The sequence below is a fragment of the Cytobacillus sp. Bva_UNVM-123 genome (assembly GCF_046351715.2).
Taxonomy (GTDB): Bacteria; Bacillota; Bacilli; order Bacillales; family Cytobacillaceae; genus Cytobacillus.
This window is the reverse complement of the sequence record NZ_CM177772.1, coordinates 1,374,990-1,388,829: the sequence shown is the minus strand read 5'-3', so window position 1 is coordinate 1,388,829 and position 13,840 is coordinate 1,374,990. Positions and strand designations below refer to the sequence as shown.

Genomic DNA, 13,840 nt, shown 5'->3' with positions numbered 1-13,840 from the left:
TAAAAAAGCATTCTGGGGACTGTCCTATGAATGCTTTTACACTTCTTTTATTTAGCGTGAATTTTCTGGACGCGTCCAATTTGTCCATCTTTTAATCTGACTTTAATACCGTGAGGATGGATGCTTGACTTTGTAAGAATATCTTTCACGACGCCCCTAGTAAGCTTTCCTGTTTTTTGATCCTTTTTTAAAATAATTTCAACATCCATGCCTGGTAATACATCACTCCGATTTTGTCCGCTCATTAAACACCCATTTTTCTACGAGTATTGCTTGGTTTTTTCGTTAGCTGGCTCTTCATTTTTTTTGTTGAAACATCGGCATTTTTATTTCCTTTACCAGTCGAAGACTGGTTCTTTTTGTTTTCAAGCTGCTGTCTCATTGCCTCTTGCAGGCTGATCTTCTTTTTTGGTGCTTCGGATTGATTATTCTCCGTCATAATAAATTCCTCCTTATTGAATATGCTAGTTAGTCCAGTATAGTCTATTTTTGTTAATTTGTGAAAGAGCATAATAGTAAAAATTAAAAGGCAGTACCCCATGCACCCAAAAAAGTATTAAGTTATCCCCCTAACAAAATTTAAACCCTTAGCGAGCCACGGAAACCCCTGGCAGCATAGTAGGATTCGGCTCCATTGTGGTACACAAAGACTGTGTCATAGCGACGATCACAAAAGATGGCTCCACCGAGTTTTCTAATATTAGCAGGTGTTTTCACCCAGCTAGATGTTTTCAAATCGAAATTCCCAAGCTTCTGCAAGTCCCGGTATTGTTCTTCCGTTAAAATCTCAATACCCATGTCAGCCGCCATATCAATAGCGTTATTTTCTGGTTTATGGTTTTTCCTTGATTCCAGCGCTTCACGATCGTAACAAACACTTCTTCGACCTTTCGGACTTTCGGCTGAACAATCATAAAAAATATATTCGCCTGCCTCTTTATTATGAACAATCACATCTGGTTCACCACCAGTTCTTTCCATTTCATTAAGTGACCATAGTTTTTCAGTATTCGTTTCTAGCTTGGCTTGTACATCGACCCATTCTAGTTCTTTATGACGTTCCATGTTTTTCTCAAAACGGGCTTTCAATGTTGCAAGGATTTCCTCACGTTGTTCTGGTGACAGATTTCTTTTTTCATTTTTCATACTAAACCCCTTGTGAAAATATATTTTGAATTCTTTTTAACTGTTCCCATGATTCACAATTTAAATATATAATAAACATCATTATTTTCCCCATTTTAACAGAAATAATTTTTACTAGTCTAGTATACAAGTAACGAATACTTGTATTATTAATAAGTATAGCTTTGTATTGGTTGCTTGAAATAAAAAAACTCACCGATTGGCGAGCCATAGAAAAATATTCTATTTTATAATCACGGAGAATCAACATGCTCAGCCTCATTTATTGCTTCGGGATTTTCAATAGTTTCATCATCAAAACCATCATCAACTTTTTCCTATTATCTGTTTTTAACAAAAGGTGGGAACTCTCTCCCACCTTTTGATTAAAGAGCCTATTATTCTATTACTTCCCCTTCAGTTTGATATGCAGTAAATGTCCACTCAAGTTCGAGAGAATCACCTTGGAATTCATTTTGGTCCTCACCATTATCAACAAATTGAAAGGCTACATACATTTGATCACTTGTACCTGCTTTTAAGCCGCTCTCTTCCCCATTTAATTCAAAAAACCATGTAATCCAATGTTGTAAGTTTTCAACAGCGTCAGGTGTCATATGTTGAAGATCATATAATGTTGTTTCGGAAATAACATCATTAAAATCATCTATTAGCCAACCTTCTCCTGTCTTATCGATATTTTCAAGGAATAACACCTTAATATGCTTACCAAAATCATCTGTATTATCGCCCTTAACATCAATTACGTTGTATACTGTTGTAAGATCTACTTTAGAAATATCTAAAGTACCATTATTCTCTAATTGAAACTCTTTAACCATAATATCGCCTGGCTTAATGTTCGATACATCCATGATAACGGATGGATTAACAGCTAAATCTAATGTACCTGCTGCAAATGTATTATTTGTTACTTCTGTGTCACTAAAATAAGCATAAGTTCCCCCACCTACTAGTGCCAATCCTAAAGCAGCTGATGCAATTCCCATACCTAATTTTTTCTTCATACTCATTAACGTGTTCCTCCTCTACCCTTTTTGGGTATGTATTATTAATTATTTTGATCCTTACTTAACAAGGAGATCAAACACTATCAAATTCGTCTCGGCGAAATTGTGTATAGATTTTTATCGCGATTAACGGTCAGTATGTTCCTTAAGGAACTCTGTCCGTAAATGTCCGATTGGCGAAACAAGTTCGCCTTATCTCGCTTACTCGAGATCATACCCCCTAAATAATCTGAGGCATTCACCGGAGACTTTACTTCTGCTGAAAAGTTAACTGACTTTTTCTTTTATATTTTTATTATTGGATTTTGCGTCAAGTTCTCTCAGCACTTGTGTGATGCTAATGCCAGCATATATAAGGAGAAGAACACCTGGACCAATAAGTAGGATGGCACTTCCTTCCTTTGATTGGGCAAAGTTAATGAAGTAACCGATATATGGAACCGTATATCCTGTGTACAATGCCCTAACGTTATCAGCTAGAACAAGGTCTTTGTCAGCAGCATTGTTGTTATCACCTTTTGTTTCGTACATGATGTGTTGCCCACTCATTTTTGTTTCGACAATACGGTGAGTAATTAGTCGTTTTTGACTATCCACAAAAGTAATAACATCCCCTGTCTGCAGTTTTTTCTTGTTTTCTCCTTCAACAGGCTTAACCACAATGATAGAACCCGTTTGAAATGTTGGTTCCATGGAACCGGATAAAACACTTTTAAATTGATACCCAAATGCTTGAGGTTCTCCACCTGAGGCTTTTGATGAAATGACTACGAATGCCAAGAGAATTAAATTCAAAAATAGAACGATTGTTATAAGACCGCTAATAATCTTCCAAACTTTTTTCAAAACTAGGCTCCCCCTAATCTTCTATAATCCAAATAGTCGTTTTCTTACATTCAAAACTATTCACTGCACCACCTTTTACTTCAACTATTTTTAGATAATCTATTTGTTCCTATGAATAATCACTACATTATTTCGTTCTTTTTAACGAACGTAATAAATTGATTATAGTTTATATTTACTAGTTTTGAAAGTGTCTAAATATTGCAAATTCATTAATAAAACTTTCTTTATCTGCTTTTAACTCGATTTTCCTCTCATTTCCTCATGATTCTGTAAATATATTAAAAATTACTATCATTTATCTTAAACTATCATTTTCCTTACTTTCTCCTTACTTCTGTCCATGTAAGTCATACTTCTAAAGGTAATGCGGATTGATTGAGATTCAACATTCTGTCAGGCTTGTATTTTTTGAATTTATTGTTAAAATAAAAAAGAATAGTTCTTTATTAAGAACTTGAGTGGAGGTTGAATGAATGTATAATAAAAAGTTAATTAGTTGTGTCATGACCGGAATATTATCAGTTGGGATTATTGGAGGGATTGGGCCATCGGCATTTGCAGACACTTCCCAAGAAAGCGATAAAGAGAAGGTATCAGCAGATTTTTCAACTAAAAAGGAAAAGTTTCAAAAGATTAAGGATGAATTAAATGCACTAGGGGTTTCACCTCATAGCCAAGCAGAGAAAGATGATTATATCGAAAATTTGGATGCAGACACTAGAAGAAAGATAGAAGAAATGATCGATAAAATAAAAGCAAATAAGTTAACATCGGACGAAACAAAAGAGATAAGAAGGCAAAGAATTCATATCCCTAAACAGGAAACTGACGATAAAAGGTTTGCGGAACTTGACGAGGAAGCAAAGGTAATCATGGAAATGTTGGAAAAGGTAACGGCTGGTAAGATGACAAAGGATGAGGCCATCGAAAAGCTTAAAAAACTTAATATTAACTTACCTTCTCTAGAAATGCTTAAGCCTCTTTCCCACTTAGACGGGGAAGCAAGGACTAGGGCTGAAGCTATCTATAAAAAACGAATGGATGGTACGATTTCCAAAGAAGAAGCTGCAGTGGAAATTAGGAAGTTAAGAGTTAAACTTCCTACCAAAAGTAAAAAGGACGAAGAACGAATTGATCAGACAAATTTGGATAAAGGAAATCTTGAAGTAAGACCTCCAAGGCGCTAAAGACATTGAAAAAGAGTCAGCAATAGAAATGCTGACTCTTCTTCATTTATTTTTTTACTTATTGGGTTGGCTTTGGTCTAGGTGGTCTAGTATCATCATTTTTTGAAATAGCGATCGTTATTTTCACAGAGTTATCACCATATGTGACGGTCACTTCCGTAATCCCAGCTTTCTTTCCTAGGATAACTCCATCCGTAACCGTTGCAATCTCCTCATTGGCCACCTTGTAAGTTGCTTTTGCCGTTACATCTTCTTCAGTTGATTTATCGCCAATTGTCGTTACTTCGGTGATCCTCACACTATCCGTTGCACCTTCCTTAATAAGGAATTGCTCTTTATCGGCCTTTAAACTCACTGTTTTCTCAATCGGTTCATCAACTACAGTCACCATTACATTTACCGTGTTTTCACCATATGTGATGGTAATTGTTGTTACACCAGCTTCATTCGCTGTGATCACACCAGCTTGAACAGATGCGACAGTTTCGTCTGCCACTGTATATACCGCTTTGTCTGTAACATCTTCTTCTACTACATTATCGCCAACCTTCTTTGTTTGGGTTACTACTAGTGTTGCTGTTTGCCCTTTTTCAAGCGAAACTTCCGACTGGTCGACTGTTAAAGTAATTTCCTCTTGTTTTTCTATCTTGAAATCTGTTTTCCCTTTATTTCCTGCAGCATCCTCTACATGTACTGTAACTGAATCTGCTTCCTGAGTTAAATCGATTTCAAATGAACCGTCCTGCTTTAATGTTAATGGCACAGCATTTCCTGCCTTACCATCGCTAGTGATAACATAAGATGCCTTTAGCTTTGAATTAAGGTCGTAATGAAGTCCGTATTGTTTAAGAACATCATTGTAGTCGATATACTTATCGGTTACTTGACCTGTTAATTTATTCTCCGCTACCTTCCCTTCAATCGCAGGCTTTGTTGATTTAACAATAATTGGACCAACATAATCATCAATAATATTTCCTGCCATTGTCTCTGCTGTAAAGTCAATTGTGTATAGTCCATCAGGGATTTGTGCAGCTCCAGTTCCTCCCCATGGCCTATATTGACCAGCGATTCTTAATTGATATGATCCCGCTCCTAGAGAAGTAGCAGCATGCAAATAGCCGATATAGCCATCCCCATAATACCCACCATTTGGATTCTCAATATCCCAAATTTCAATATAGTTCGTTAAAACATCCCCTGTAATGGTGAAATAAAGCATGGCTTCGTCTTTCACGCCATCATTATTAAATGAAAGGTCTGTTTCTGTAATCCGCATATTTTGGACTTCAACAGGTTTTTCACCACTGAAATCTACTGCAAACGGCAAGGATACATGATTCTGGCCGCCATTAATATGAATATAGCCTAAATATTCATCCCCAGCCTTACTAGTTGCAGTATTTTTCGAGGCTGTTAATGTTACGTTTACGAGCTGCTCACCATTTGGCGCTAATGTAAAGGACGACTTGTCAATTGTTAATTTTGCATCAGCATATGACTTCGTTACTTCCACATTCACATTGAAGCTTCCGCCTACACCCTTTAAGTCTTTTACGCGGATTTGCTTCGTGACTGAAATATTTTTGTCGAGTTTTTGCGGACCAAAAGTAACCGTTCCTTTAACGTTATCAACTTCTTTTCCATTGTTATTCGCCTTGTCTAAAGCATAGGCAAGGACACTTGGATGAGCTGCTGCATAGGCATCAACACGTCCAGGACCTTGGGCAAATACGTCATACTTATTCTTGTCTAGAAGTTTTGCTGTGTTCGAAAGTGCTACTTTCACGTCAAATGCATTCCAATCTGGATTTGCTTGTTTAATAAGAGCTGCAATTCCAGCGACATGTGGGGTTGCCATTGATGTTCCTGTAGAACGATCGTATGACTCTTCATAGCTTGCTTCTGGGAAATCCCATTTATAAGCTGGAACTGAAGATATGATATTCGTTCCTGGTGCTGTTACATCTGGTTTAATATCAAAGTTCGGAGTGGAAGGACCACGTGAACTAGAGTCATTTACTTCATCTCCGAGAGTTTTAGATGAACCAAATTTTCCAAAAGTGACTTTTCCTACGCCATTCTTAAGTGATTCACGAATAGCCGCTCCATCTGTTACGGACATATCAATTGTCGGGATGAAAGCGAAGGAATCTCCAAGGGAAACGTCAGATGGATTTGGTGCATTTGTTCCTCCATCGAAGTTATGGATAATGGTTGCAATCGCACCTTTTTCCTTTGCGGCTGCAATCTTATCTACAAATGCAATATCACCGCGGGAAATCAAGGCCACTTTTCCATCAACATTAATTCCGTTGTAATCAGTAGCTTTACCAACACCTGGAACTGCCACTAAGTCAAACTCGCCTTCAAGCTGTGCAGAAAGCTCTTGTCCAAAGGTTGTTGCCATAAAGTTTAGTTGTTTTGAATAATTGTAATCGCCTACTGTAATATTCACTTCTCCATTGTACGTTATTTCGGGATTTGTTGTGTTCCCAACAGCAATGCCGAGTCGAGCTGTTGAAGGAGTCCCGATCGTTGACCGACCTGGACCAGAGTTTCCTGTTGCAACTACAGAAATAGTACCTGCCATCATTGCATTGTTAATCGCAAAGGAACCGAGATCTGTTTCAGAATTATTTGAATCCCCTAATGACAGGTTAATGACATCCATTTTTTCAATAACAGCCGTATCGATCGCTTTGATGATACCAGAATTGGAGCCACTGCCATATGCGCCAAGTACACGATAAGCATAGAGATCCACTTCAGGGGCAATCCCTTTGATACCATATTGATTTGCTCCGATTGCTGCAATCGTACCAGCTACATGTGTCCCATGGGATGTGTAAAATGCTCTTCCTTTATCATTAAACTCCGGCTGGCTAGCTGGACGCTCTTTCGGTGATGTTTCTCTAGCGTCGTTATCAGCGCGTTCGCGAGCATACATTGAGCTATTTGGAATAAAGTTCTTGCCACCTTTGTAGATTCCTGCAAATTCCGGGTGGTCTGGGTCAATTCCTGTATCAAGTACAGCCACTTTAATGCCTTTTCCTTTATAGCCTTCCTTCCACAGCTTTTCAATGCCAAGGAATGAAATGCTTGTGTTCATGGCTGCTTCAAATTCATCATTTTTTTCAATCTTTTCAAGATCTGACGAGAAATCTGGTGACTTCGGGTCTTCCAGCGCATAAACAGTTGTGTCTGGCTCGACTAAAGCAACTCCTTTAATTTCAAGAAGCTTTTTAAGATCAGACGCTTTCACCTTAGCCGCAAAGCCATTTAAAACCGTATCAAATGAAAATCCTTTTTCAAAGGAAATCCCTTTTAATTTCATATCTCTCGTAACAGCTGCCTGTTGTTGAATGACTCTATCTTTAACTATCCTTTCTTGTGCACTTGTAAATTGACTTCCTTTTAATTTATTAATTCCTTTTTCTAATCCTACTGGATTTTCGGATAAGCTAATAATTACTGGTACTTCTTCATTGCCCGATATATCTTGTAAATCTTTATGGAGCTTTGGCAAGCCTTCAGTGGCTTCAAGTTGTTCAGCAATTGCCGCCTTTAACTGCAAATTTCTTTCATTTTGATGCCCTTGTTTGAAATCAGTTAGTTCCGTACTTTCTGTTTGTGCCGATACTGGCAAAACAAGTGAAAGCACCATAATAAATGCTAGAAGACTACTAAACAGTTTTGTAAACTTTCTTTTCCCCAATGAACTTTCCTCCTCTACTCCACCATTAGGCGGATATTATTAATCTATTCACTTACCAAAGTATTAAACCTTTATGTAATCCCCTCTAGTAATAAATAATTGAGCGGTTGTTCATTGCTGTTCTTTAGTTCAGTGAAAAGATTTGCTCTATAATTTTCCAACCCCCTTTATTTTAAATTTGCTTAATTTTATACTTCTCTTATCCTCTCTAAAGTTCTTTATAAAGAACGATAGAGGTAAAAAAAAATGAAATGGCTGCAAACTCATTACATTTTAATTAAATTATACAATAATATTCTGAAAATAAAAGCAATAATACAAAAAACTTTCTTAATTAAGAACGTTTTAGATATAAACAGGCCGAAGGTCATAGTTATTTCAATAAGAACAATATGAGAATGCTCATACTCCCAAGTAATAACACCATTTGAAATTGTCCTTCGCAGCGTATAAAATATTTTCAAAATTAGGAGAGGAGCTGTCTCATCAGACAGCCCCAATGGGTGATTATCAGAAGCCATGAGCCTAAAGCTGTTCTATTTAGTAGCTTCATAGTCAAATCTTAGATTGATTAACTCTTTCGACTCGACTATTAAAGTGTCTCAGCTTTTTTTGCCTTCGCTTCCTCAAAAGCGGCTTTTACTTCGTTTAAAAGATCACTGTCTTTTAATAAGCGGTAGCCAGCTGATGCAAGTGCTTTCGCCCCTTTTATTAGAGCAGCATCACCTTCTGGAGATTTGGCAGCTTCTCTAAATTCATTCGTATGCCCAATTAGATCGTCTGGACCAATTTTAATATGCGGATGTGCTGTCGGAACCTCATAGCTAATATTCCCAGCATCTGTTGAACCTTTGCCTTTTCCTCGAACAGTCCAAACCTTTTCACCTACTGCCTCTAACTCTTCTTTCAAAAGATGATCTAGTACGGGATTTAGCACAAAATCCTTCACTTCATTTTGGAATCGTTCAATTTTCACAGTTGCACCAGTTGCAAGCGTAGCACCTTCAGCAATTGCACGCACTTTTGCCGAAACTTCCTCCGTCTTTTTCCATGATTCCGCACGAATGAAAAATCTTGCTGCTGCATATTCAGGAATAATGTTTGGCGCATCTCCACTATGGGTAATAATTCCATGAATTCGAACATCTGTAGGAAGCTGCTGGCGCAGGGCATTAATCCCGACGAAAAGCTGGATAACAGCGTCTAATGCATTAATTCCCTCCTCAGGAGATCCTGATGCATGCGCAGCTTTCCCATAAAAATGAAAATCAAGCGGATCGACAGCAAGTGTTTCACCTGTTAATGAAGTTTTACCAGCTGGATGAATCATTAACGCGGCATCTACTCCTTTTAAATAGCCATGCGCGACAAAACTGCCCTTCGCACTGCCATTCGGACCGCCTTCCTCAGCTGGTGTTCCTAAAACGATAACACGCCCCCCAGTTTCATCCAGTGTTTTAGAAAGAGCAATCGCAGCTGCTACACTCGTCGTCCCGATAATATTATGGCCGCACGCATGCCCTAAGCCCGGAAGCGCGTCATACTCAGCAAGAAAAGCAATAGCTGGACCAGGTTTCCCACTGTCTTTCACCGCATAAAAGGAGGTTTCATGCCCAGCAACAGCTGTATCAACTTTAAATTCAGCATTCGTCAAGATTTCTACATGCTTTTTGCTCGCAAAAAACTCCTGATTCCCTATCTCTGGGTTGGCATGAATCGTCTGGCTCGTTTTAATATACAAAGCTTGATTCGTTTCAATTGATTCCTGTATTAATTCAATCCCCGATAACGTTTTGCTCATATTACTCTCCCCCTAATAATCCTTTGCTTTGTTTTATTAGCTCATCTTTTGATAAATCTACAACAATGGATCCTCCATTTGTATCAGCTTCAACTGCTTTCGTTACGTCCTCTTCATGATACAGCTCGACAATTCTCTGATAGGTTTTATTATCTTGCTCATCTGCTCGTGCAGCAAAAATGTTCACGTAAGGCAAGACATTCGGATCGTTCGAATCCTCAAGATAAATCGGATCCTTTACTGGATCAAATCCAGCCTGTCCAGCAACACCATTATTAATAACAGATGCTACAACATCAGGTAATACACGTGGTGTTTGTTGGGCAACAATCGGCAATATATCTAAGTTTTTCGGGTTTTCAACAATTTTACTTGGGTCACCGAAGAGACCAAAATCATCCGCTAATTTAATTAATCCAGCTGATTCTAATAATCTCAGGGCACGAGCTTGGTTTGAAGGATCATCCGGAATAGCAATTTTGTCTCCTTCCTTAATTTCGCTTACATCCTTCACTTTTTCTGAATATATTCCCATCGGAGCAATAACTGTAGCGCCAATCGGAACTAAATCAACATTGTTTTCTTTATTAAACTGGGTTAGAAACGCAATATGCTGGAAAGAATTGATGTCAATTTCTTTATTAGCTAATGCATGATTCGGTAATGTATAGTCAGAGAACTCAACAAGTTCAATTTCAATCCCTTCCTTTTTAGCTTTCTCCTTTAAAATCGGCCATACTTCTCCATCTGTTCCAGTTACCCCAATCTTTACCTTTACTGGTTTTTCCGCATTGCCTGAGGCTGAATCAGATCCACAGGCAGCCAATGCCCAAACAGCTGTTAAAACTAATAAAATACTAAACCACTTTTTCATCATTCCATCTCCTTTTCGTTGTTTTTAATTTAGGTTCTGTTAAACATGGCTGTTGATTTGCGCTCCAGGTTGCTTAGCGATCGCGGGCGATCCGGGAGGAGCCTCCTCGGCGCTATCGCACCTGCGGGGTCACCCTTGTCCCTTCCTCCCGCAGGACATTGAGTAAGCTCCCGTGAATTTGCACCGCTCGAAGAAAATGCGTATGCATTTTCGAGGAATCACGCACCTTCCACTCCAATCAACAGGTGCAAAAATCAACATTGTCCTTTAATAGAGCCTAATTTAAAGTAATAACATTGTTTGGCAAGTTCCCCTCTCATCGTCGCATAATTCTTCTTGACAATTTATTCCCAATCCACTGAGCAATTTGCACGAGAATAATAAGAATCATAACGGTAACAAGCATGACACTTCCATCAAAGCGTTGATAGCCATATGTCATCGCAATATGACCTAAACCGCCTCCGCCAACTGTTCCAGCCATCGCAGAAAAATCGATTAAGCTTACTGTGACAAACGTTAAGCCCAAAATTAGTGGTCCAAGCGCCTCAGGAATCAATACTGTAAAAATAATTTGTAAAGGACTCGCCCCCATTGCCTTTGCCGCTTCAATTACTCCAGGATCAATGCTAACTAAGTTGTTCTCTACTACTCTCGCAATCCCAAATGACGAAGCAATTGTCATTGGAAAAATCGCGGCCCATGTCCCGATCGTCGTTCCAATAACTGCTCTTGTTAACGGGCTGATTGCCACTAGAAAAATAATAAATGGAATGGGACGAATCATATTAATCAAAAAGTTTAGCAATTGGAACAAAAATCTGTTCTCCAATATATTTCCTTTTCGTGTCACAAATAAAAGTAAACCTATCGTTATACCAAGAATTGAACCAAAAATAAGAGTCATGATGACCATTACAATCGTTTCACCTGTAGATTCTAAAATACGCGGCCAAAAAGTCGTCCAATCTACTTTCATTAAATTTTCACCTCCTCAACAGTTACAACATCCTTAAGCTCAGCAAGAACGTCAGAAACTTTATCCCTCTGTCCCTCAAATGAGACAAGCAGGTTTCCATAAAACTTCTCCTGAATTTCTCGCACAGAACCGTAGACAATATTTACATCTACATCAAATTTTCTTGTTACACGAGAAAGTACAGGGTCGCTCGCTATTTCTCCTTTAAAAATAACGCGATATAAATTTTCCCCTCCCTTTTTTCTCCACTCCTCTAATAAAGACGCCGATGGTCGATCTTGCTGGACCGATTGAATAAACCGTTGGGTCGTTAAATGCTGTGGATTCGTAAAAATATCAAAAACTGAATTGAATTCAATAACTTCTCCATTCTCCATTACGGCTACCCTGTCACATATTTCTTGAATGACATGCATCTCATGTGTGATTAACAAAATGGTAATCCCTAAATCCTTGTTTACCTTTTTGAGAAGACGAAGAATTTCTCCAGTTGTATCTGGATCTAGCGCTGACGTTGCCTCATCACAAATTAATATATCAGGAGAGGTAGCAAGCGCCCTTGCAATCCCAACCCGTTGTTTTTGTCCTCCAGATAATTGTTCAGGATAATCATTTGCCTTTTCTGTGAGACCGACGAAGCTAAGAAGATCTGTCACTCTTTGATTTATTTCTTTTTTCGGGACCCCAGCCAGCTTTAGCGGATATGCTACATTTCCAGCTACCGTTCTTGAGGAGAATAAATTGAAATTTTGAAAAATCATCCCAATTCTTCTTCTCAGCTTTCTCACTTCTTTTTGTGTGAGCGAATTAATATCGACTCCCTGTACTTGAACAGTGCCATACGTCGGGCTCTCCAATAAGTTCACCAGCCGCAATAATGTGCTTTTCCCTGCACCGCTAAATCCGATAATTCCAAAAATCTCCCCCTGTTGAATTGAAAGAGATACATCTTTAACTGCATTTACTTCGCGATCACCAAACTTAAAGGTTTTCGCTACATTCTGAAATTCAATCATTACTTGCTCAACTCCCAATATAAAAAATAAACAAAAAGGACCTTCCTTTTTCTCTTATCGATAAGAAAAAAAGGAAGGTCCCAACTATTAAAAGAAACTACTTCCTTCTCATCTTTCAAATGTAAACACATTTGCAGGAATTGGCACGGTGTTAAATAATAAACCCGCTGCCGAGACTTCATTGGGCCTGTCCCTCAGTCTCTCTGGATAAGAAGAAATCATCATATTTAATTGTCCGTAAGATTTAATCAATACTATAATACCTTAAAAATTATATGTCAACATTTTCTTTTTAAAGTTTTTATTGAAAATGGAATACTCGATTTTCACGGATTTATACTAACTCATCAAATTTTACTAACTTTAAAAATAAATTATTTGCTATTAAACTTCGAACATTTTTTATTGGATTAAGACCTTTTGGTACACCACCACTCCTATTTAGCAAGAGCCATCTAAGACAAGCTATTGCTTCGAAAATCTCAAGTTCTTCCTGTTGAATAGCATGATCTAATAGATAAGTAGAGCGAAATACATCCGCATCCCGATCTGAAACATAGATTTTTTGCAAAATAAGCGACCAGGCAAAATCATATCTCTGGTCTCCTAATTGTCCATTCGTCCAATCTATAACAGTGTATCTATCATTTTTCTCTAAAATGTTTCTCAAATGGAAATCACCATGGATAATATGTTCTTTCTTTATTTGGGCATTTTGCACAAGAACGATTAGTGCATGATAAATATCTTGGTGTTCTCTTACCCTAGGAAAAAAGTAGTCAATAAAATCATACTTTGGAAGATGAATACCCCTAATTTCTTTAACAAGAATTTGATGAATACTCGATAGAATCTTTGCAAGCTCTTTCATATTCTTCTCATTCACTTTACGTATTGATACCCCATCAAATGTTGTTAAAAGTACCATATCTCCGTTTGGATTTACACCCCACCCCAATGGTTTTGATACTGGCACTCCACGTTCAAATAGGACCTGTAATAATCGATATTGGAAATGAATATCAGGTTTAGAACTCTTATTCCAAACTTTAAGTACAAAACTCTCTTTAGTTGAACTAATCTTCATAACCTCAGCTTCAAAACCATGATCCAACGGTTGAATAACTAAAGCATTCTCATGAATTAATAAATCCTCCAAAGCTTTATCTATTTCGATCCAATTCACAATTCCAATAGAGTTTTTCAAAAATACTCTTCCTTCCATGTTCTGCTCACTACTTGTTAAATCTCAAATATTAT

At 37.9% G+C, this 13,840-nt stretch carries 12 protein-coding genes and 1 riboswitch; of the genes, 1 reads left to right on the top strand and 11 read right to left on the bottom strand.

Going from position 1 to position 13,840, the window contains the following annotated elements; all coding sequences use genetic code 11:
- Positions 1–47: 47 nt before the first annotated feature.
- From KDN24_RS06625 to sipW, 5 genes are all read right to left on the bottom strand, one after another.
- On the bottom strand, positions 48–245 hold the full coding sequence (locus KDN24_RS06625) for a YwbE family protein (protein WP_409972097.1): 198 nt from the start codon (positions 243–245) through the stop codon (positions 48–50).
- Positions 245–439 carry a hypothetical protein gene (locus tag KDN24_RS06620; protein WP_409972098.1) on the bottom strand — a complete coding sequence of 65 codons (195 nt, stop codon included), beginning with the start codon at positions 437–439 and terminating at the stop codon, positions 245–247. The genes KDN24_RS06625 and KDN24_RS06620 overlap by 1 nt, the downstream gene beginning before the upstream one ends.
- 140 nt (positions 440–579) lie before the next feature.
- Positions 580–1,146: a DUF4256 domain-containing protein gene (locus KDN24_RS06615; RefSeq protein ID WP_409972099.1), complete on the bottom strand. Its 567-nt coding sequence runs from the start codon at positions 1,144–1,146 to the stop codon at positions 580–582.
- A 377-nt stretch (positions 1,147–1,523) separates the two neighbouring features.
- On the bottom strand, positions 1,524–2,159 hold the full coding sequence (locus KDN24_RS06610) for a TasA family protein (protein WP_409972100.1): 636 nt from the start codon (positions 2,157–2,159) through the stop codon (positions 1,524–1,526).
- A gap of 264 nt (positions 2,160–2,423) precedes the next feature.
- Entirely contained in the window at positions 2,424–3,002 is a 579-nt protein-coding gene (gene sipW, locus KDN24_RS06605) for a signal peptidase I SipW (RefSeq protein WP_409972101.1), read from the bottom strand.
- Between the two features lie 476 nt (positions 3,003–3,478).
- On the opposite strand from sipW, the gene KDN24_RS06600 reads away from it, so the two are divergent.
- Complete coding sequence (locus KDN24_RS06600) at positions 3,479–4,192, top strand: hypothetical protein (protein ID WP_409972102.1); 714 nt, start codon at positions 3,479–3,481, stop codon at positions 4,190–4,192.
- A 58-nt stretch (positions 4,193–4,250) separates the two neighbouring features.
- Here KDN24_RS06600 and KDN24_RS06595 read toward each other — a convergent pair whose 3' ends face one another.
- The 6 genes from KDN24_RS06595 to KDN24_RS06570 form a co-directional block, all read right to left on the bottom strand.
- Positions 4,251–7,910, bottom strand: a complete 3,660-nt coding sequence (locus KDN24_RS06595; RefSeq protein WP_409972103.1) for a S8 family serine peptidase — start codon at positions 7,908–7,910, stop codon at positions 4,251–4,253.
- Between the two features lie 592 nt (positions 7,911–8,502).
- Positions 8,503–9,711: a M20 family metallopeptidase gene (locus KDN24_RS06590; protein ID WP_409972104.1), complete on the bottom strand. Its 1,209-nt coding sequence runs from the start codon at positions 9,709–9,711 to the stop codon at positions 8,503–8,505.
- Position 9,712: 1 nt separating this feature from the next.
- Positions 9,713–10,585 carry a MetQ/NlpA family ABC transporter substrate-binding protein gene (locus tag KDN24_RS06585; RefSeq protein WP_409972105.1) on the bottom strand — a complete coding sequence of 291 codons (873 nt, stop codon included), beginning with the start codon at positions 10,583–10,585 and terminating at the stop codon, positions 9,713–9,715.
- A 316-nt stretch (positions 10,586–10,901) separates the two neighbouring features.
- The gene (locus KDN24_RS06580) at positions 10,902–11,564 is read right to left on the bottom strand and encodes a methionine ABC transporter permease (RefSeq protein WP_409972106.1); all 663 of its coding nucleotides are present in this window, start codon (positions 11,562–11,564) and stop codon (positions 10,902–10,904) included.
- Positions 11,564–12,580, bottom strand: a complete 1,017-nt coding sequence (locus KDN24_RS06575) for a methionine ABC transporter ATP-binding protein (protein WP_409972107.1) — start codon at positions 12,578–12,580, stop codon at positions 11,564–11,566. The genes KDN24_RS06580 and KDN24_RS06575 overlap by 1 nt, the downstream gene beginning before the upstream one ends.
- A gap of 105 nt (positions 12,581–12,685) precedes the next feature.
- A riboswitch (SAM riboswitch) is annotated at positions 12,686–12,794 on the bottom strand.
- Between the two features lie 120 nt (positions 12,795–12,914).
- Entirely contained in the window at positions 12,915–13,787 is an 873-nt protein-coding gene (locus KDN24_RS06570) for a phosphotransferase (protein WP_409972108.1), read from the bottom strand.
- Positions 13,788–13,840: the final 53 nt, after the last annotated feature.